This window comes from Streptomyces sp. NPDC021224 (assembly GCF_044332905.1).
In the GTDB taxonomy this organism is placed as follows: domain Bacteria; phylum Actinomycetota; class Actinomycetes; order Streptomycetales; family Streptomycetaceae; genus Actinacidiphila.
The window spans coordinates 128,757-148,704 of record NZ_JBIRPW010000020.1 but is presented as its reverse complement, the minus strand read 5'-3'; the positions used below and the strand labels follow the sequence as shown (position 1 = coordinate 148,704).

The window sequence follows — 19,948 nt, the reverse complement described above, 5'->3', positions numbered from 1 at the left end:
GACCCCAAGCCCTACATCTGGACCAAGACCGCCGACGACATCCTCGAGCGCCTCGCCGGATATTTGAAGCGAATTCCTGACTCAGAAGACTAGGGCGTGTCCGCGAAGTCCCGCCCGGCGGGCGGCGCTTGGCGCACACCCCCGCTGCCTTGTCGGGCTCGTCCGAGCAGGCCCACGACGAGGGCGACCCTCCGCCGTGCGATCGCACGCCCCAGGCACCGTCCGCCCCGCCCTCCGGGCGGACACCGGGACTTCGCGGACCCGCCCTGGAGCCTGCCGCGCGGCCGGGCCTGTCGTGGCCCAGCGGCGCGCGCCTACTCCGTGACGCGGACAGCCGGGCACGGGGGGAAGTACGTGTGCGCCGGTCCGCATTCACCGTTCCGCGGCCGCGTCGATGCGCGGGATCCGGATGCCGTTGACGAGAAGCCCCCGTGGATGCGGCGGGGTCCCCGGGAGGGTTCTCCCGGGCGGACCGCAGTGTCGGGAGCCGGATGGAGACGCGGGGCAGCGGCCTTCCGAACGCCGCGCTTCGCTGCCGTGGCGCTAGGGTCCCAGTGACCCGCGCCCGACCACACGTGCGAATGGTTGACGTGTCCCTGCCTAGTCGGTACTTTCGCGCTCAGTGCTCTCCACTCACCGGCCCCTCGCGTACCGCTGAGCTCTTGGAGTCATCAGATGCCGGAACGTCAGCAGCTTCGCAGGCCCGCATCAGATCCGACAACGTTGTCAATTTCCCTTGTGGTTCCGGCCGTTGCTGTACGCACTGACCGACAACGTTGTCAGCGCTCACTCAGAGGAGAAATCTCGTGAGGACACGACTGTCCAGATCCCCCGGAGCGTATGTGATCGGCGTGCTCGCGGCCGCATCGCTGGCCGTGGCCGGGATGTGTGCGCCGGCCACGGCCGCCGCCAGGGCGGCGGCCGCTCCGGTCACCTCTCCGGCCACCTTGGTCAACCCGTTAGTCGGGACGACCAACCAGGCCAACGACTTCCCCGGCGCCGACGTGCCCTTCGGGATGGTGCAGTGGAGCCCGGACACGCCTTCGCGCCCACCGGGTGGTGGCTACGAGTACAACGACTCCTCGATCACGGGCTTCAGCCTGACCCACATCGCGGGCCCCGGGTGCGGTGCCTCCGGCGACATTCCGGTGCTGCCGACCGTCGGTGCGGTGAACACCGGAGCGACGGACGCGTTCTCGCACGCCAACGAGTCGGCCTCCGCGGGCGCGTACGAGGTCGCGCTCAACAACCAGGTGACCACCGAGCTGACCACGACCACGCGGAGCGGCATGGCCCGCTTCACGTTCCCCAAGTCCACCCAGGCGAACCTGATCTTCAAGCTCACCGGCAGCCAGTACGGCGGCACCAACACCCAGTTCACGAAGGTGTCCAGCACCGAGGTGAGCGGTCAGGTCACCAGCGGTCACTTCTGCGGGGCCGGAAACACGTACACCGTGTACTTCGACATGGTCTTCGACCAGCCGTTCGCCAACGAGGGCGCGTCGATCGCCAAGCCGGCGGCGACCCCGCGGGTCACTACCGGCACGGCGTCGAGGAACGCCGTGGACGATCCGAGCAAGTCGGTGCTGCACGCAAAGATGCCGAAGGCCGCGACGCCGAAGTCCGTGACGGGAAGCGCGGTACCCCAGGCGGCCGCCTCGAACGGCTACGTCACCTTCGACACCACTGCCAACCCGGTGGTGCAGGCCAAGGTCGGCGTCTCCTACGTGTCGGTGGCCAACGCGGTCGCCAACCGCACCGCGGAGAACAGCGGTTGGGACTTCGCCGCGACCCGCACCGCCGCGCAGAACTCGTGGAACGCCGCGCTGGGAAAGGTGCGGATCGCGGGCGGTACCGCGGCGCAGCAGCAGACCTTCTACACCGCGCTCTACCATTCGCTGCTGCATCCCAACGTGATCAGCGACTCGAACGGCCAGTACTACGGCTTCGACGGCAAGACGCACACCGTGGACTCCGGCCACAGTGCCGCCTACGCGAACTACTCGGGCTGGGACATCTACCGCTCGCAGGCCCAGCTCGAAGGGCTGGTCGCTCCGCAGGTCGCCTCGGACACCGCGCAGTCGATGGTCGACGACTACGCGCAGACCGGCCAGTTCCCCAAGTGGTCGGAGAACAACGGTGAGTCGTACGTGATGGTCGGGGACCCGGCGGACGCCATCCTCGCGGACTACCATGCCTTCGGCGCCACGAAGTTCGACACCGCCACCGCGCTGGCCGACATGGTCGCGGAGGCGAGCAAGGCCAACAACAACCGGCCGGGTCTGAACTACCTGAACTCGCCCGGGTACATGCCGCACGACGGCAGTTACGGCTGCTGCAACTTCTACGGCCCCGTGGCCACCACGCTGGAGTACGACACCGCTGACTTCGCACTCTCCGCGCTGGCCGGCCGGCTCGGCGACAGCGCGGACCAGAAGACCTACGCCAACCGCGCGCAGGACTGGCGCAACGTGCTCAACCCGGCCTCCGGCTTCGTCGAGCCGCGCAATGCCGGCGGCTCCTGGACCGGCGGTTTCGATCCGACCAGCGGCACCGACATGGTCGAGGCCGACTCCTGGATCTACACCGGGATGGTGCCGTTCGACGTCGGTGGCCTGGCCAGGGCCAAGGGCGGGAACAAGGCCATGAACGACTACCTCGACACCACCCTGCGCAGCTTCACCGGCGGCAACGGCTACGCGTGGGTGGGCAACGAGCCGAGCATCGAACTACCGTGGGAGTACGACTACATCGGTGAGCCGTACAAGACGCAGAGCACGGTGCGGGCGGTCCAGGACCAGATCTGGGCGGACACCCCCGGAGGCCTGGCCGACGGCAACGACGACCTGGGCACGATGAGCGCGTGGTACGTCTGGTCCGCGCTCGGCATGTACCCCGAGACCCCGGGCACCTCTGATCTCGCCCTCGGCTCACCGCTGTTCACGCAGGCAGTGATTTCGCTGCCGTCCGGCGCGTCGCTGACGATCAACGGCAACGGTGCCGCGGACAACGCACCGTACGTGCAGTCGGCCACCTGGAACGGCGCGGCCCGGAACAACGCCTACGCACCCACCACGGCGGTCACCGCGGGCGGCACGTTGAGCTTCACGCTCGGCACCAGCGCCAACACCTCATGGGCAAGCGCCGCTTCGGCGGCCCCGCCCTCCTACGCCGGCGACACCGCGGCACCGGCCTCGCCCCGCATCGGCCCGATCGGGGCCGGCGTCGGCACGAACCTGTGCGTGGACGACGCCAACTCCTCAACCTCCGACGGCACCCACGTCCAGATCTACGGCTGCAACAGCACCTACGCCCAGGACTGGATCGTCGCCGCCGACGGGTCGCTGCGTACGCTCGGCAAGTGCCTGGACGTCAGCAACAGCGGCACCACCAACGGCACGGCCGTCCAGTTGTGGACCTGCAACGGCAGCGGCGCCCAGAAGTGGACGCCGGGCTCCAACGGTTCGCTGGTCAACCCGCAGTCGGGGCTGTGCCTGGACGTCCCGAACTCCTCCACCGCCAACGGCACACAACTGCAAATCTACGGCTGCAACGGCACGGGCGCGCAGAACTGGAAGCTGCCGAGCTGAGCCGGTCCGCCCGGCGACCGGGCGGCATTCCCCGCACCTTCTCCAGCAGGTTCGGCTCCCGCCGTCCGGCCGTACGGCCGGACGGCGGGAGCACTTCCGCTCTCCGGCGGTCCGGCGCCGCGCCTGCGCCCTGCTGATAGGCCGGATGGCCGCAATCTGGTGGAGCACAGCGCTCCGGGGCAGTAGATGGGCAGAGCAGTCGCCGATTCCGAACGCGCGAGGGGGCCGAAGGATGATCCAGGTGGCGGATATCCGCGAGTGGCGCACGTACGACGTCGTGGACCCCGCAGGGCACAAGATCGGCACCTTCGAGGCGGTCTACGTGAACACCAGCACGGACGAGCCGGCGATGGCCACTGTGCAGATCGGCCTGCCCACACGACACCGGCTGGTGTTCGTCCCCCTTGACGGTGCGAGCGTCGGACCGGGATACGTGAAGGTCGCGTACGACAGGGCGCTGGTGAAGGAGAGCCCGTCGATGGGCACCGACGACGTGCTGCCCGCCGAGGACGAAGCCGCGATCTTCGCCCACTATGACATCGCCTACCACGTCGGCGCCGCCGGCGAGCGACAGCTCGCACGCCGCTGAGCGTCGCACGGACAGGGAGTACGCCGTGGTTCTCTTCCTGGCGCTGGTCATCGTCGCCATCGTGCTGGGCCTTGTCGGGGCTGTCGCCCACGGCCTGGCCTTCCTGCTGGTCATCGGCATCGTGTTGTTCGCGGCCGACATCGCCTATCTCGCGCTGCGCTGGCGGCGCTCGGGAAGGCGTCCCGTGCGCTGACCGCACGGCGAGGGAGCACGGCACGGCACCGCCCGGTCTCCGCCGGTGCCCTGTCCTGTCGGCGGAGTTCGCGGGCGCCCGCGAACGGGGTAGCCGGGCCGGGCCGTGACGCCGTGGCCGTTTGCGGTGCCCGTGGCGCCGCTGTACCGGGCCTCAAGTAATCGGAACCAGAGTGCCTTTAGTGGTGATCCCGTGCTACCTTTCTGGGTGTAACGGGACGACGGACCCATTAACTGGGGTCTGTCGGTGTCCCTCGTTCCAACGCCCCCTCCGTGCAGCGGAGTCGAAAGGGATGTGTGTCATGTCCACCACAAATACGGAGTCGCGGCCCACCGCAACCCGCCCGGAGCCCGGTGCCGCCGCCGGCGCCGAGCAGCTCACCGGCCGGCTGAAGCTTGTCCTCGGGGTGCTGCTGGTCGCCCAGTTCATGCTCGCCGTCGACTTCTCGATCCTGAACGTCGCGCTGCCGGCGATCGGCGACGGGCTCGGCTTCTCCCTGTCGAACCTGCAGTGGATCGCCACCGCGTTCGCCCTGTCCGCCGCCGGGTTCACGCTCTTCTTCGGCCGCATCGGCGACCTGATCGGCCGTAAGAAGATGTTCATCGGCAGCATCGCCCTGCTGGGGCTGTCGTCCCTGCTCGGCGGACTCGCCACCGGCCCGGGGGTCCTCCTGGCAGCCCGCGTCGCCCAGGGTCTGGCCACCGCCGCCGCGACCCCGGCCGGGCTGTCGCTGCTGACCACGGCCTTCCCCGAAGGGCCGCTGCGGCAGAGGGCGCTGGGGGCGAGCGGCGCCCTGATGTCGGCGGGCTTCACCGCCGGAGCCATTCTCGGCGGCGCTCTGACGGACCTGCTGTCGTGGCGGTGGGCCTTCTTCGTCAACGTGCCGGTCGCGCTCGCCGTCGTCCTCGTCGCCCCGGCCGTCATCAAGGAGTCCAGGCCCGCCGAGCGTCCCCGGCTCGACCTGCCGGGCGCCCTCACCGTGACGGGCGGTCTGCTCGCGCTCGTCTACGGGCTCACCCAGGCCGGTGCGCGAGGGTGGACCGGCGCCCCGGCGCTGTCCGGCCTGACCGCGGGCCTGGCGCTGCTGGCCGTGTTCTTCCTGATCGAACGGAAGGTCGCCCAGCCGCTGGTGCCGCCCGCCGTGCTCGGCCGCCGCAACGTGGCCTGGGGCAACGTGTTCGGCCTGCTGGCCTTCGTGACCGAGACGTCGCTGGTGTACCTGCTGACCCTCTACCTCCAGGACACCCTCGGCTTCTCGCCGCTCCAGGCCGGTGTGACCTTCGGCGTGCTCGGCGCGGGTACGGTCGTCGGCGGGCTCCTCGCCGCGAAGGTCATCGCCCGCACCTCCACGTCGACCGCGCTCGTCGCCGGAGGGCTGCTCCAGGCGGCCGCCACGGCCGTGCTGCTCTTCCTGGGCACCTCCACCGGCACGGCCCTGGGCGTACTGCTGCCCGCCACGTTCCTCGGCGGCATCGGCAACATGCTCGTCATCGTCGGCTTCATGGTGACCGCCACCAGCGGCCTCCCGGACGCCGAACAGGGTCTGGCCACCGGACTGGCGTCCATGTCCCAGCAGGTCGGCATCACCATGGGCACGCCGATCATGTCCGCCGTCGTCACCGCGGCCGGGGGCGGCGCCGCCACCGCCTCGGCGATCCACCACGGTGTCACCGTCGCCATCGCCGTCAACGCCGCCCTCGTCCTGCTCGGGGTCGTCCTCGCCGCGGGCTTCCTGCACGCCCGCAAGGCCGCCCCGCGGGCCGGGTCCGCCGTGTGAGCCCGGGGGCCCCGGACCGGTCCCCGGCCGGACGCGGGACGGGCGGGGCGGACCGCACCTGTCGGGCCGCCCTGCCCGTCCCGAGGTGACCACCGCCGCACCCTCCGCCGCCGCCCGTACCGCGCGCCGGTACGCACCATCGCGTCCTTCCCCGGTTCTGCCGCCCCGGCCGTTCCCGTACGAAAGGAGCCCCCCATGTCTCCCGCACTCCGCCCGGCCCGCCCCGCCGCCGGGGCGACCTGGTCCGACCTCGTGATCCCCGGCGACCCCGCCGTCAGCGCCCGCGTGTTCCGCCCCGGCTCCGGCCACGCAGCGCCCAACGGCTTCCTGGTGTGGGCCCACGGCGGCAGCTGGCAGTACGGATCGGTCGCGCAGTGGCACGACGTGACCGCCCGCCTCGCCGTCCTGTCCGGCTGGACCGTGGTGAGCGTCGACTACCGGCTCGCACCGCGCCACCGGCACCCCGCCCCCCTCGAAGACCTCCTGACGGCCCTGGAGTGGACCCGTCTGCGCAGCGACGCCTCGGGCTCGCCGCTGGCGGTCGGCGGCGACAGCTCGGGGGCCACCCTCGCGGCCTGCGCCGCACTCGCCGTCCGTGACCGCGGCGGCCGGCTCGACGCCCAGGTCCTGGCCTACCCTCCGCTCGACCCCGGCTGCCGGGCGCCGAGCCACCGGCGCGACCCCCGGGCCTTCCCGACCGCGGCCGCGCTGCGCCGCGCCTGGCACGCCCACCGCGGGACGGCAGCCACCGCCCTCGCCGCCGACGGCACCGTCCTGCACTCCACGCCCTTCGGCGCAGCGGGCCACCGCGGACTCGCCCCGGCCGTCCTGGCGGCCGGCGACCTCGATCCCGTCAGCGGCGACACCCTCCGCTACGCGCGGATCCTGCGCGACGCCGACGTCCCCGTCCACCTCCTCCACCCGCCCGGCACCGGGCACGCCGACCTCCTGCGCCCGACCGGGACCCTGCTGCCGCTCCTCGCCCGCACCCTGCGCGACCTGCCCCGCGAGCTCTGCACACCACCGTCCGAAAGGAACGACGTCCGATGACCTCGACCGTTTCCCCCGCCGAACCTCCCGCGTCCCCCGCCCCGCTGGACGCCCTCCTGCGCCACTTCACCGATCTGCGCGAGGGCACCCACGCCGGGCACCGGGACAGGACCGGCAAGGACGGTGCCTTCCGCGCCGCCGTCCGGCTCATGGACGCGCCCGCCCGCCAGGTCCTCGCCGAGTTCGACGCCCACCTGCTGCTCGGCAGCGGGACCCTGCACGCCACCGGCCTCCGCCAGGACGGGCACGGCGGAAGCTTCGCCGCCTGGTCGCTCTGCTGGCCCGAGCAACTGCGGGCCGGTATCACCTCCCTGACCCTGCACGCCCACTACGGCGCCGGCTTCCACCACCCCCACCTTCGCGGCGCGACTGTCGGCGAGTGGCCGCTCAACGTCTCCACCCCGCAGCAGGCCGCCGAACTGGTGCCGACCCTGCGTGCCGTCGTGGCTGCCGACCTCCACAACCTCGTCTTCCAGCGCGACTGGCGCATCGTCCCCGCCCTGCACGGCTCCCCTCGCGGCGGGGAATCCGGGACGGAAGGACTGCGATGAGTCCGCCCTCTCGCCGTCGGGCCCCCGTTCAGCCGACCGGGCCCGGCGCGGTGGCGGTCCGGGCGTCGAACGCCAGCCGGGCGTCGAGGATCTGGCCGACGTGGGTGTCCGCCCACTGTCCGATGGACGCGCTCAGCAGCCCCGCCTGGCAGCCGAGCGGTGTCAGGTCGTACTCCACGCGCGGCGGAACGGTGGGGAAGACCTTGCGGACGACCAGCCCGTCCCGCTCCAGCGTGCGCAGGGTCTGGGTCAGCATCTTCTGCGTGACGCCCGGCACGCTGCGGCTGAGTTCGTTGAATCGCATGGGCCCCGCGTTCTGCCGCAGCGCTCCCAGCGCGTAGAGGACCCACTTGTTGGCGAGCACCGCGATCACGGTGCCGGTGGGGCAGGCGACGGAGGGCACCGACCAGGTGGCTTCCGCGGCGTCATCGGTTTCCAATGGGTACCACCTTCCGAGAGGGTGCCTACTGTACAGAAGATACCGACCGGGTGATGATCAACGCATGCGAGCAGTCATTCAGCGTTCCCTCGGCGGCCCCGAGGTGTTGGAAATCGCCGAGGTCGACGTTCCCCGCCCCGCATCGGGCCAGGTGCTGGTGCGCGTCGAAGCCACGGGCTTCTGCCCGGCCGACTGGAAGGTCCGCGCCGGCCACGTACGGTGGTTCGGCGATCCGCCCTTCACCCTGGGACACGAGTTCAGCGGTGTCGTCGTGGAACGCGGCGCGGACGTACGCCGGTTCACGGCCGGGGACGAGGTGTTCGGATGGACGACCCCGCCGCACGGCAGCCACGCGCAGTACGTGGCGGTGCCCGAGACCTCCGTCGCCGCCAAACCGCCGACCGTCGACCACGCGCACACCGCGGCACTGCCCATCGCGGGACTGACCGCGCTCGGCGCCCTGGTGGACATCGCACAGATCCACGCGGGCCAGCGCGTCCTCGTGCACGGAGCGGCCGGCGGCGTGGGACACCTGGCCGTGCAGATCGCCAAGGCCCACGGCGCCCACGTCATCGCCACCGCGAGAACGGCGAAACACCCCTACCTGCGCGACCTCGGGGTGGACGAACTCGTCGACTACACGCGGACCGACTTCGCCTCCCTGCGGAACGTGGACGTCGTACTCGACACCGTCAGCAACGACTACGGCCCGAGATCCCTCGCCACACTCGCCCCGGGCGGCATCCTCGTCGACGTCGTGGGCGTCGGCGTCGACCGCACACCGGTCAAGGAGCAGGCGGCGGCCGCCGGGCTCCGGTTCGCCGAACTCTCCCTCGAACCGACCCCCGACTCCCTCGCCCGGCTCGCGGAACTGGCCGACCGGGGCACCCTGTCCGCCACCGTCCTCGAAACCCTCCCCCTCACCGAAGCCGCACGCGCACACGAACTGAGCGAGAGCGGACGCGTACTGGGAAAGCTCGTCCTCGTACCCTGAGCCGATCCGCCGCACGGCGGACGGGGGCGGGGGACACGCGGTGACCGGTGCCTCCCGTCCGGAGCGAGGAAGCTCAGCCGGCTCCCCGACCGGCGGCAGGGTGTCGTACCGGCCCGTGGCGCGTCGAGATTTACGGCGACGTGCGCGCGAGGTGCGCGCGGACCGCGTCGGCCGCTTCCACGTGCGGCTCGCGGACGACATAGCGGGTGATGCCCCAGCGGCTCTCGTGACGGGCCAACGCGGACGCGATCTCCTCGACCGTACCGATCCACGCGTAGGGGGAGCCGAGGACGGTCGCCGCGTCGCAGTGCAGGCGAGCGCCGATCTCGTGTGCCGCCGCCTCGGCGTCGTCGGTGATCTCCACCATCTGCACGAGTGCTTCCCGGGCCGGGGCGCTCTCGCGCTCGGCAGCCCCCTGCTCGATGAGGTCGACCTGACGGTCGATGTCCGCACCGCGCCAGCGCACCTCGTGCATGTGCCCGTCCGGCAGGGTCCGTCCCAGTCCACTCAGCCCGACCACGTCCGCGTGCGCTCCGGCCCAGCGCAGCAGGGCTGTGTTGCCGCCTCCGAAGGTGAAGGGAACCCGGCGCTGCACGGGACGGGGAGCGACCAGCCGCGCCTGGTCGGACCGCACGTCAGGGCCTTCCAGGCTGACCGTCTCACCTGCGAGAAGCGCGCGGCACGCCATCGCCACGTCCTGGAAACGCCGGACGCGGCCCGCGACGTCGGGGCGGCGCGTCCCCAGCATGGACCACTCGGCCGGGGTGTGACCCGCGCCCAGCGCCAGACGCGCACGTCCGCCGGACACCACGTCGAGGGTGGCCACGTCCGACGCGAGCAGCAGCGGCTCGCGCACGCCTGCCTGCGACACGTAGGAGCCGAGACCGAGCCGTTCGGTCACCGCGGCGGCGGCCGCCAGCGCCACGAAGGGGGAGGCGGCGGAGCCGGGATGGTCGGCCGTCAGCAGCGCGTCGTACCCGACTGCCTCCAGGTGCCGGGCCAGCGCGAGCCAGGAGGCGGCGTCCCGGGGCTGGGCCTGAACGGACAGTGCCGGAGGTGTCATAGGAGGAGCCTAATTCGGACTGTTGAGTCCCGACAGTGTCGCGGAACGCGAGCACCGTCGTGGCCGGGCACGGGGGGCGTTGGCCATACTCTGACGGCATGGCGAACCGTGACGGCGTCCGTGTCGATCTCGACAGCATTTTCAATGCGTTGGAGACGAACGGCTTCGATGAGGTCCGGGTGGAATTCGCTCCGGACGACGGTGGTGGTGCGGCGGCGTTTGTCGAGGTGGTGCGCCAGGCGACGAACGAGGCCAATGACCTGGCCAATGAGGCGGCGCCGGACTCCATCTGGGGGTCCTTGCTGACAGCAAGCCTTGCGGGTTTCTCTGTGCGGCTGGGGTCGATCTGGAGTGAGGAGGCGCTGCACACCTGGCTCGCGGCGTTCGGCGATCGGGTGCGGGTGGGTGGGCTGTCGGGTGAGCTGCGGGCCACGAAGACCGTCCGGTTGCCTGCCTGGGATTCGCCTGATCCGATGATGACCGCGTACGTCGCACTGGGGAAGTTGTCCGGGCTGGACGGTGCCGGTAGGTCGGGCTGGGCCGGGCGGGCGGTGCGTTGGGCGGCCGAGGCCGGAGGGGACGCCTACGTCGGCAGTAGCGGGATGAGTCAGCTCGACACCACCGGCGAGGTGTCGGTGCACCTGGCCTCCATGCTGCAGGTGGCTTCGTCCGGTGCGGTGCTGTACGCGGACGGGCTCGCGTCGCGGGCGGCGATGGCTGAGATCGGCTCGGACGGCCAGGCCATGTACCAGACCCATGATGCGTCCGCGTCCCTGGCAGCTGCGGTCGACCGGGCCCGCGCGGCGATCCTCGCCGAGGCGGAGCATGCGCACTACGCGTTCGTGGCGCCGACGCCGCGCCGGGCATACGGCTGGGACGCACGCGGCCGTGCCCTGCCGCCGCTGCGGGAGGGGATTCCGGCCAACGCGCTGTACACGCACGCGGACCTGTGGGGCCGGTTGGTTCCCGACGTCCACGGCATGCAGCTGCTCACGGACGAGCACCTGGACCGGGTCGCGGACCTTTCACAATGGACTGTGACGCACGTCGCTGCCGGGCGCACGCTCGTCGAGGCATCGGATCTGGCCGAGTGGCTCGGTCCCGGCGGCCCCGCGCTCTCGGTCCTCGACCAGGCGCGTGCCGACTTCGGCCGGGCTCTGGTGCCTGCCGACGATGTCCGGTAACCGCCGCTCCCCGTACGAACCATGAGCTTCTTCGAGGTGACCACCGGTCGGGCCAGGCGCTCGACTACGCACACCAGCTGCGACTGACCAGAACGTGGCGGCTTTCTGGAAATGGCCCGCTTCTGCAAAAGCGACGAAGGTGCGTGCTGCTTATCGATCCATGCCGGCTCACCTCGATGAACAACTGACAGTTGTGGATTTGAGGTAGCCCGGTTGTTTGACCAGCGGTTGTCCTGCCTACCAAAGGCGCAAGCGCCCGGTCGTGATCACGATGGAAGTGGTCCGGTTCGCGGCCGTGGCGACGACACCTGTCGCCTATGCCTTCGGGCGGCTCGGTTTCGTCCAGTTGCTCGTGGTCTCGGCCGTGGTCGCCGCTGCGAAGATCGCTTTCAACGCGGCCGGCGGCGCCTACCTCAAAGGCCTCGTGCGGCCGGGTGATCTTCTGGTGGCCAACGCGCGGTTCGAGTCCACGAACTGGAGTTCCATCGCGGTGGGGCCACCGCTGGGCGGGGCGGCGATCGGGCTGTTCGGGCCGGTGACCACCGTGGTGGCCGACGCGCTCAGCTACCTGCTCTCAGCGCTGGGCATCACCGCCATCCGCGGCCAGGAAGAAGCGCCGCGGACAACCGCCAGGCGTTCTGTCCGCGCGGACGCCCTGCTCGACGGTAGACCGCGACCCGCAGCTGAAGTTCGCAACCGGTCCACCCGGAACACCCTGCTCGGCACGGTGGAAGGGGCTGTCGCCGACGTCCGCGCACACGGCGGCACCATTGCCTACGTACGTGCCGGCTTCACCGAGGCCGGCTGGGACGCGGTCCCGGCCGCCAACACGTCCTTCGCCCCCCCTGGACCGACACCGTGTCATGCACCACGAGGACGCGGCCGCCGCCGTCCACGAGCGGCTTGCTCCCCAGGCCGACGACATCGTCGTGCGCAAGGTCCGGCACGGAGCCATGTCCACCACCGACCTCGACCGGCAGCTACGCAAGCGGAACATCACCACTCTGGTCGTCCCCGGCATCGCTACCAGCGGAGTCGTCCTGTCCACCGTCACGGACGCGGCCGACCGCGACTACCGGCTCTGTGTCCTGTCCGACGGCGTCACCGACCCGGACACCGAAGTCCACGACGTCCTGCTCCACCGCGTCTTCCCTCACGTGCCCACATCATCGACACCGCAGGACTGCGTGCACTGCTCCGGGCCGGTTGAGTCTCCCCCGGTGGGAGACGGCAGGGTGGCGCCATGGAAGGCGAAACGCGCTATTCGATCGGAGAGCTGGCCCGACGGACCGGTCTCACGGTCAAGACCGTCCGGTTCTACTCCGATCGCGGGATCGTGACACCGGCAGGCCGTAGCCCGGCCGGCTACCGCCAGTACGACACCGATGCCGTCACCCGTCTGCAACTGGTCGGGGCCTTGCGGGAGTTGGGGCTGGATCTGCCCACCGTCCGCCAAGTCGTCGAGCGGGAGGTGCCGCTCGTGGGGGCGGCCGCGGCGCACGCGCGGGCCCTGGCGGTACGGATCCGCGTTCTGCACCTGCAACACGCCGTGCTCACCGTGGTGGCCGAGCGCGGGCTCACTGCCGAGGAGGCCGATGTCATGCACCAGCTCGCCAGGCTTTCCGAACAGGGGAGACGGCAACTCGTCGAAGACTTCCTGCACGCGGTCTTCGACGGCCTGGACGGCGATCCCGCACTCGCCGGTGCCATGCGCTCGATGACCCCCCGACCGGCGGACGACCTTGGGGCGAAGCAGGCCCGGGCCTGGGTGGAATGGGCCGAACTGGCCCTCGACCCGGACTTCCGGGCCGGTGTGCGGCGCATGGCGCAGGACTTTGCGGCCGACCGGGCACGCAGCGGCGCCGCAGGCCCGCACCGCGACTTCACCGCGACCGTCCGTGACCTGGTCACACCGGCCGTCCTGGCGGGGGTCGAACCGGCCGCCCGCGACGCCGACCCGGTCGTGGCGGCGCTCACCGTCCAGTACGCGCACCTGTGCGACCGCCGCGACGAAGCCGCGCTGCGCGGCCGGCTGCTGCGCCGGCTGGAGGACGCGCACGAACCGCGCCGGGACCGGCACCTCCAGCTGCTCGCGGTGATCAACGGCTGGCCCGCCCCCGACGACCTGGCGCCCGTGCTTGCCTGGGCCGCTGACGCCGTACGCGCGCGGATACACGCGGCAGCGCCGCATCCGCTCCCTCCAGGCGCATCCGTAAGCAGCGCGGACCGTTGACCGTCCGCGGCCCGGCACCGCCCCTGCACCACTGAGCACCCGTCGACTTCCCCGCACCGAAGGCTCGTCACACCCATGAAGAGGACTCGTCGCGCCGCGGTACTGGCAGCCTGCTGATCGCCCTGCCGGCGTCCGTCACCGTCCCGTCCGCGACAGCCGTCGCGCCGACGGCCGTCGCGCCGGCCTCGTCCCGGGCCGAACTCCCGCGGCCCGGCGGGCCGTACGCCGTCGGACGGCAGATCCTGGAGCTGGTCGACCAGCAGCGGCCCGGCCCGTGGGTACGGGCGTCGGGCCCGCGCCGGCTGATGGTGTCGCTGTACTACCCGGCGCTTGCGGGCACCGGCGGTCCGGCCCCGGCCCGGATCGGCTTGGCCGGCCACTCGGCCGGTGGCGCGGCGGCCGTTCCCGCCCTGCCCGCCGACGGCCGGACGGTCACCGCTTCCCGGGCGCTCCAGTCACCCGTGAGTACGTGGCGGCCTTCTTCGACCTCCATCTGAAGGGCCTGGACCGACCGGTCCTCGACGGACCGACCCCCGGCAACCCGGAGGTCGCCTTCCACCCGTGAGATCCGGACGCCTCGGCAGGCCCGCACAGCATGAGTGCCCCTCGCCACGGAGAAACGTCAGGTGACGGTTGGTTCAAGGCCGTCCGGGATCGGTTGCCGTGACGTGGTCGATCAGGGCCAGGGCGTCGGCCACGGAGCCGGTGGGGTCGGGGACGGGGTAGAGCACACCGCGTACCGTGCGGTCCCTGTCCAGCAGCAGCGTCAGGCGTTTGAGGCGGTCCGTGCCGGCGGCCCGGAAGGTCGGCAGCCGCAGCGACGCCGTCAGTTGCAGGGCGGCGTCGGACAGCAGGGGGAACCGGATGCGGGCGTGCTCGGCGAAAGCGGCCAGCTCGTCCGGTCGCTGGGTGCTGACGCCGTGGACACGGGCGCCGCGGGCGGCGAACTCCGGCAGCCGGTCGCGGTAGGCGCACGACTCCAGGGTGCAGCCCGGGGCGCCGGGGATGTCACCCCAGCCGGGCGGGTGGCCCGCGGCGCCGGGCGCGTAGGCACCGGGGAAGCAGTAGAGCACGGTCCACGCCGTTTCCCCCACCGGGTCGAGTTCGGCGGGAGTGCCGGGGCCGGGCGCGGCCGGCAGCGCCAAGGCGGGCAACCGGCTGCCGACCAGTTCGTGCACCCGGCGGGCCTCGACGGAGTCGACGGGGGTGGTCGCGGTGAGCGTGCCGTCGCCCATCACGTACCGGCCGCCCCAGTCCTGGAGCGCGACCAGGACCGGGAGCAGGCCCTTACCGGTCGGGGTGAGGTGGTAGGCGTGGCGCGGGGGGTGCGCCTGGTAGAGCCGTTTTTCCAGGACGCCGTCACCGACAAGGGCGGTCAGCCGCTCGGAGAGCACCTTGCGGCTGATGCCGAGCCCGGTGCGCAGCGCGTCGAAGTTGTGCGTGCCGCCCGCGATGTCACGCACGATCAGCAGCGTCCACCAGTCGCCGACGACCGCGAGCGCCTGAGCGATGGAACAGTGCGGGTCGACGTCTCTCGGGTTGCGCATGCTCCCAGCTTGCCACCGGCGTCCACGCACCCCCTCTAGTGAGTCTTCATTAGAGACTCACTAGGGGGCTGGCGATGTCCGGGCCGGTGACACAGGACCACCAGAGCGCCGGTGGGGGGCCGGCGGCCGCGGGCGGCCACCGCGGTGACAGAGCCCGGCGGCGCCGGAGCGCGGCCGTCTTCTGGCGGTACTGGACCGCCTCGGCGATCAGCGGCGCCGGTGACGCGGTCACCACCGTGGCGCTGCCGCTCCTCGCGGTCGGTGTGCTCGGAGCGGACGCTTTCCAGGTCAGCCTGATCACGGCGGCGGGCTTCGCCGCGTGGATCCTGATCGGCCTTCCGGCCGGCGTGCTGGTGCACCGGCTGCCGCTGCGGGAGACCCAGGTGGCCATGGACCTGCTGCGGGCAGCGGCGATCGGCTCGGTGCCGCCGGCCGCCGCGTGCGGGGTCCTGTCGCTGGGGCAACTCATCGTTGTCGCACTGCTGGTGGGACTGGCGAGCGTCGTCTTCGACGTGGGCAACGCGACGTTCCTGCCGTCGGTCGTCACCAAGGAGGAGCTGACGGCCCGCAACAGCCTGCTCTCCGGTACCGTCTCGGTGACCCAGTTGGCCGGGCCGTCGCTGGGCGGAGTGCTCGTGCAGGCCCTCGGCGCGGCGGCGACCCTGGTGGTCGACACCGTCAGCTACCTCGCCTCGGCGGCCCTGCTGCGGACACTGCCCCGACGCGGCGGGCCCGGCTCCGGCGCCGTGCCCGGGGCCGGGCCGTCGACCGTCGCGCTGATCCGGGAGGGCTGGCGCTACGTCGTCCGGCACCGGGCGGTGGGGCCGTGCGCCGCGGTGGCGACCTCCGTCAACTTCGTCTGCGGGGGGCTCACCGCGCTCACCCCGGTATTCCTGGTGCGCACCCTGCACGCCCCCTCCGCGGTGGTGGGCGTGCTGATGGCCGCGGAAGGAGTGGGCGGTCTTGCCGGCGCGGCCATGGCACCGCGGCTGGCGGCACGGGCCGGCAGCGCCCGGGCGCTGCTGCTGGCGTGCGGCACGTCGGCGTGCGCGGCGCTGCTGATGCCGCTGGCCGGCAGCGGTCCGGGTCTGCTGCTGTTCGCTGCGGGCAACGCGGTCTTCGGCGCCGGCACGGTGGTGCTGAGCATCCTGACCCGCACTCATCGCCAGACCACGACACCGCCGGACCTCCTGCCACGGGTGATGGCCACCGTGCGGTTCGTGTCCTGGGGTGCCATCCCCTTCGGAGCCCTGACAGCCGGGGCCGCATCCGTCGCGTGCGGTACCCGCGGGGCGCTGTGGCTGGTCTGCGCCCTCGCCTTCGTCGCCCCGGGTGTCCTGCTGGCCGGTCCGCTGCGCGGGGTGCGCCGCCTGGAGGACGCGGGCTGACCGCGCCGCCCGCGACCGGGACGGGGCGGCGCGATCAGCGACGTCTGAGGTGGCTGGTGCCGCAGGAGGCTGAGTCGTTCGTCTGTTCGGCGGCAATGCAGCGGCCTAGCTCGGCGAGCGAGGACGGTTGCCGCTCCGCCGACGCCGGGAGCCGCCACACGGACCTCGGGAAGCCCGCCCAGCTCGCGGGGGCTGGGGGTGACGCTGTGGCCCAGCCCTCCGGCCCGTCGGCGCGGTCCTCTGGCGTCGGAGGTGAAAGCCACGTTCACCCACACGTCCGTCGGCCCGAACGCCTCCTCCACCGCGTCCGCCGCCGCGGCCACGGCCTGGTGGTCGGCCACGTGGGTGGGCACCACGAGCGCTTCGCGGCCCAACTCCCGCACCTCCGCCGCTGCCGCCTCCAGCCCGGCCCGTCCGCGCGCCAGCAGCCCGATACGGGCCCCGCGTCGCGCGAACTCCCTCGCCACCGCGCGTCCGCTGCCGCCGCTCGCGCCGGTGACGACCACCGTCTGCCGCCGTGCACGCGCCCGCCCGGCCATCCGCTCTTTCGAGCCGTCGCCCATGGCCGCGCGTCTCCTTCCGTGCGCGAATGCGGTCACCCCGCGGCGAGCCCGGCATGCGGCCGCCCCGCCATCCGGGGGCCGTGGGGCGTACCGCACCGTGGTCTGGGGCATTCGCCCGCTATGGACCATTCCGTGGCGCCCGTCCTCGACGCCCTCGCGGCCTACCACCGCGAAGGGCAGCTGCCTTTCACCCCGCCGGGCCACAAGCAGGGCCGCGGCGCCGATCCGCGGGTGCGGGAGGTGCTGGGCGAGGCGGTCTTCGCAGCCGACGTGCTGGCGGTGGCGGGGCTCGACGACCGGCGCTCCACCGGCCGGGTGCTGGAGCGGGCGCAGGAGCTGATGGCCGACGCGGTGGGCGCCGAGCACACGTTCTTCTCGACCTGCGGCAGCTCGCTGTCGGTGAAGGCCGCGATGCTCGCTGTGGCCGGACCGCACGAGAAACTGCTGGTCAGCCGCGACGCCCACAAGTCCGTCGTCGCCGGACTGATCCTCGCCGGTATCCGTCCCGTCTGGGTGGACCCGACGTGGGACGCCGAGCGCCATCTGGCCCACCCGCCGAGCCCGGAGTCCTACGCCGCCCGCCTCGCCGAGCATCCCGACGCCCGCGGCCTCCTCGTCACCAGCCCGACCCCGTACGGCGCCTGCGCCGACCTCGGCGGCATCGTGGAGGTCGCGCACGCCCGGGGGCTGCCGTGCGTCGTGGACGAGGCGTGGGGAGCGCACCTTCCCTTCCACCCCGACCTGCCCACCTGGGCGATGGACGCGGGCGCCGACGTCTGCGTCACCTCCGTGCACAAGATGGGGTCCGGTCTGGAGCAGGGCTCCGTCTTCCACCTCCAGGGCGGCAGGATCACCCCGCAGACCCTCGCTGCGCGCGCCGACCTGCTCGGCAGCACCAGCCCCTCGGTGCTCCTCCACGCCGGGCTCGACGGCTGGCGCCGCCAGATGGTCGAGCACGGCCGCGAGCTGTACGACCACGCGCTCGCCCTCGCCGACCGCACCCGGGCCAGGATCGCCGCCCTCGACGGACTCCAAGTCAACGGCCGCGCCGACTTCTGCGGCCCCGGCCGCGCCGCCGACCTGGACACCCTCCAGGTCTTCGTGGATTTCACGGCCCTCGGCACCAGCGGGTACGCCGCCGCCGACTGGCTCCGCGCCCACCACCGGATCAACCTGCACGTGTCCGACCACCGCCGGACCAGCGCCCAGCTCACCCACGCCGACAACGAATCCACCGCGGACCGACTGGTCGGCGCCCTGCGCGACCTGGCCGCCCGCGCCGGGGAGCTGCGGCCCGCCCCGCGCGTGGCGCTGCCGAGCCCTGCCGAACTGCGCCTGGAGCAGGCCGTGCTGCCGCGGGACGCGTTCTTCGGGCCGGTCGAACAGGTGCCCAGGTCGAAGGCGGCGGGCCGGATCGCCGCCGAGATGCTCACCCCGTACCCGCCGGGCATTCCCGCCGCGCTCCCCGGCGAGCGGCTGAACGCGGAGGTCCTCACATACCTGGAGTCCGGTGTCGCCGCGGGCATGGTCGTGCCGGACGCCGCCGACCCCTCGCTGCGGACCGTGCGGGTGTCCGTGGCGGGCAGCGGGGCCGACTGAGGGCGGGGCGCCCGCACCCCGCGGCGACCTCCGGTTCCTGCGGGGTGTCCGAGGGACGTGAGGCCCGCTGTCGCAGCGACGCTCGGGGTCGAGGAGGAGTACGTCCTGCTCGACGCGGACACCGGGCTGCCCGCACCGCGGGTCGGCGCGGTACGGGCAGCCGCCCCGCACGAGCCCGTGCCGGGCGGCGACGAGGTGGATGTGGGCAACGAACTGCTCCAGGCGCTCGTCGAGGTCGCCACGCCGGTGTGCACGGGCCTGGACGAGGTGACCGGCCGGCTCTCCCGGCTGCGCCGGGCGCTGGCCGACGCGACGTACGCGTGCGGGTGCCGGGTGACCGCGAGGGGGACGGCCCGGCTGGGTGTCTCGGCCGGGGTGAGCGGCTGGAATGTGTTCTTCCGTATCGGGTAGTCGGCGGGGAGGGAGTGGTGGGGCCGCCACCGCGGGCACCGTTTGAGGAGGTGCGTATGACGGGCAGCGGGCAGGACGGCCGCTACGCGGCCGTGCTCTTCGACGTCGACGGCACGCTGATGGACACTGTCCCGTTGCACACCGTCGCCTGGTGGGAGGCGTTGCGCCAGAGCGGGCGGACGGTCGCGATGACCGATATCCAGCGGGCGGTCGGGATGGACGGTACGCATCTGCTCGACACCCTGGTGGGCGGGGACCGTGACCGTGGGGGCGACGCCGGGCTCAAGGGCGCGCACGACGCGGTCTACGCGCAGTTCTGGTCGCGGCTGGCTCCGCTGGAGGGTGCCGCCGACCTGGTGCGGGCCTGTGCGGCCCGTGGGCTGCGGGTTGTCCTGGCGTCGTCGGCGTCCGGGAGGGAGGCGGAGGTGATGGTCGGTGCGCTGGGTGCCGGGGACGCCGTGCATGCCGTGACGACCTCCGACGACGTCGAGGCGGGCAAGCCCGCGCCCGACGTGGTGCGGCGGGCGCTGGAGCGGGCGGACGTCGCCCCCGGGCGGGCGGTGTTCGTCGGGGACGCGGTGTGGGACCTGCAGTCCGCGGGGAAGGCCGGGGTCACCGGCCTCGGTGTGCTCACCGGCGGCGGCTACTCCCGTGAGGAGCTGCTGGAGGCCGGTGCCGCCCGCGTCTACCGCTCGCCCGCCGACCTGCTCGAACGGCTCGACGACAGCCCGATCGGCGCGCTCGCCGCGGGGAAGAGCCCCGGCTGACCGGCGAGCC

17 protein-coding genes and 2 pseudogenes are annotated in these 19,948 nt (G+C 72.5%); 15 read left to right on the top strand and 4 right to left on the bottom strand.

The genetic code is table 11. The annotated features are described in order from the left end of the window. Positions 1-806 precede the first annotated feature (806 nt). From ACH4PY_RS33095 to ACH4PY_RS33070, 6 genes are all read left to right on the top strand, one after another. Positions 807-3,590, top strand: a complete 2,784-nt coding sequence (locus ACH4PY_RS33095) for a lectin (protein WP_398191631.1) — start codon at positions 807-809, stop codon at positions 3,588-3,590. A gap of 232 nt (positions 3,591-3,822) precedes the next feature. After that, entirely contained in the window at positions 3,823-4,179 is a 357-nt protein-coding gene (locus ACH4PY_RS33090) for a PRC-barrel domain-containing protein (protein ID WP_398191628.1), read from the top strand. Positions 4,180-4,204: 25 nt separating this feature from the next. Continuing rightward, positions 4,205-4,372, top strand: a complete 168-nt coding sequence (locus tag ACH4PY_RS33085) for a hypothetical protein (protein ID WP_398191625.1) — start codon at positions 4,205-4,207, stop codon at positions 4,370-4,372. Positions 4,373-4,673: 301 nt separating this feature from the next. Continuing rightward, complete coding sequence (locus ACH4PY_RS33080) at positions 4,674-6,149, top strand: MFS transporter (protein ID WP_398191622.1); 1,476 nt, start codon at positions 4,674-4,676, stop codon at positions 6,147-6,149. A gap of 195 nt (positions 6,150-6,344) precedes the next feature. After that, on the top strand, positions 6,345-7,199 hold the full coding sequence (locus ACH4PY_RS33075; protein WP_398191619.1) for an alpha/beta hydrolase: 855 nt from the start codon (positions 6,345-6,347) through the stop codon (positions 7,197-7,199). Then, entirely contained in the window at positions 7,196-7,750 is a 555-nt protein-coding gene (locus ACH4PY_RS33070; RefSeq protein ID WP_398191617.1) for a hypothetical protein, read from the top strand. Before ACH4PY_RS33075 ends, ACH4PY_RS33070 begins: the two co-directional genes overlap by 4 nt. 28 nt (positions 7,751-7,778) lie before the next feature. Here ACH4PY_RS33070 and ACH4PY_RS33065 read toward each other — a convergent pair whose 3' ends face one another. After that, on the bottom strand, positions 7,779-8,189 hold the full coding sequence (locus ACH4PY_RS33065; protein WP_398191614.1) for a winged helix-turn-helix transcriptional regulator: 411 nt from the start codon (positions 8,187-8,189) through the stop codon (positions 7,779-7,781). Positions 8,190-8,253: 64 nt separating this feature from the next. Between ACH4PY_RS33065 and ACH4PY_RS33060 the strand changes: the two genes are divergently transcribed. Then, positions 8,254-9,183 carry an NADP-dependent oxidoreductase gene (locus ACH4PY_RS33060; protein WP_398191611.1) on the top strand — a complete coding sequence of 310 codons (930 nt, stop codon included), beginning with the start codon at positions 8,254-8,256 and terminating at the stop codon, positions 9,181-9,183. Between the two features lie 130 nt (positions 9,184-9,313). Here ACH4PY_RS33060 and ACH4PY_RS33055 read toward each other — a convergent pair whose 3' ends face one another. Then, complete coding sequence (locus tag ACH4PY_RS33055) at positions 9,314-10,246, bottom strand: LLM class flavin-dependent oxidoreductase (RefSeq protein WP_398191608.1); 933 nt, start codon at positions 10,244-10,246, stop codon at positions 9,314-9,316. A gap of 98 nt (positions 10,247-10,344) precedes the next feature. Between ACH4PY_RS33055 and ACH4PY_RS33050 the strand changes: the two genes are divergently transcribed. The 4 genes and pseudogenes from ACH4PY_RS33050 to ACH4PY_RS33035 all read left to right on the top strand — a co-directional run bounded on the left by ACH4PY_RS33050 (position 10,345) and on the right by ACH4PY_RS33035 (position 13,663). Then, the gene (locus tag ACH4PY_RS33050) at positions 10,345-11,430 is read left to right on the top strand and encodes a hypothetical protein (protein WP_398191605.1); all 1,086 of its coding nucleotides are present in this window, start codon (positions 10,345-10,347) and stop codon (positions 11,428-11,430) included. 244 nt (positions 11,431-11,674) lie between these two features. After that, positions 11,675-12,097, top strand: a pseudogene (locus ACH4PY_RS33045) (MFS transporter); the annotation flags it as partial. Between the two features lie 196 nt (positions 12,098-12,293). Next, entirely contained in the window at positions 12,294-12,770 is a 477-nt protein-coding gene (locus ACH4PY_RS33040) for a cysteine hydrolase family protein (protein WP_398191602.1), read from the top strand. Continuing rightward, positions 12,674-13,663, top strand: a complete 990-nt coding sequence (locus ACH4PY_RS33035) for a MerR family transcriptional regulator (protein ID WP_398191599.1) — start codon at positions 12,674-12,676, stop codon at positions 13,661-13,663. Before ACH4PY_RS33040 ends, ACH4PY_RS33035 begins: the two co-directional genes overlap by 97 nt. Positions 13,664-14,301: 638 nt before the next feature. Here the strand turns inward: ACH4PY_RS33035 and ACH4PY_RS33030 are convergent. After that, positions 14,302-15,210 carry a winged helix-turn-helix transcriptional regulator gene (locus ACH4PY_RS33030; protein WP_398191596.1) on the bottom strand — a complete coding sequence of 303 codons (909 nt, stop codon included), beginning with the start codon at positions 15,208-15,210 and terminating at the stop codon, positions 14,302-14,304. A 74-nt stretch (positions 15,211-15,284) separates the two neighbouring features. On the opposite strand from ACH4PY_RS33030, the gene ACH4PY_RS33025 reads away from it, so the two are divergent. Then, positions 15,285-16,598, top strand: a complete 1,314-nt coding sequence (locus tag ACH4PY_RS33025) for an MFS transporter (protein ID WP_398191594.1) — start codon at positions 15,285-15,287, stop codon at positions 16,596-16,598. A gap of 248 nt (positions 16,599-16,846) precedes the next feature. Here ACH4PY_RS33025 and ACH4PY_RS33020 read toward each other — a convergent pair. Then, positions 16,847-17,137, bottom strand: a pseudogene (locus ACH4PY_RS33020) (SDR family NAD(P)-dependent oxidoreductase); the annotation flags it as partial. A gap of 144 nt (positions 17,138-17,281) precedes the next feature. On the opposite strand from ACH4PY_RS33020, the gene ACH4PY_RS33015 reads away from it, so the two are divergent. From ACH4PY_RS33015 to ACH4PY_RS33005, 3 genes are read left to right on the top strand one after another with little or no spacing between them, the layout of a single operon-like run. After that, complete coding sequence (locus tag ACH4PY_RS33015) at positions 17,282-18,760, top strand: aminotransferase class I/II-fold pyridoxal phosphate-dependent enzyme (RefSeq protein WP_398191591.1); 1,479 nt, start codon at positions 17,282-17,284, stop codon at positions 18,758-18,760. 57 nt (positions 18,761-18,817) lie between these two features. Continuing rightward, positions 18,818-19,171, top strand: a complete 354-nt coding sequence (locus ACH4PY_RS33010) for a glutamate-cysteine ligase family protein (protein ID WP_398191588.1) — start codon at positions 18,818-18,820, stop codon at positions 19,169-19,171. A gap of 56 nt (positions 19,172-19,227) precedes the next feature. Beyond that, the gene (locus tag ACH4PY_RS33005) at positions 19,228-19,938 is read left to right on the top strand and encodes an HAD family hydrolase (protein ID WP_398184068.1); all 711 of its coding nucleotides are present in this window, start codon (positions 19,228-19,230) and stop codon (positions 19,936-19,938) included. Positions 19,939-19,948 lie beyond the last annotated feature (10 nt).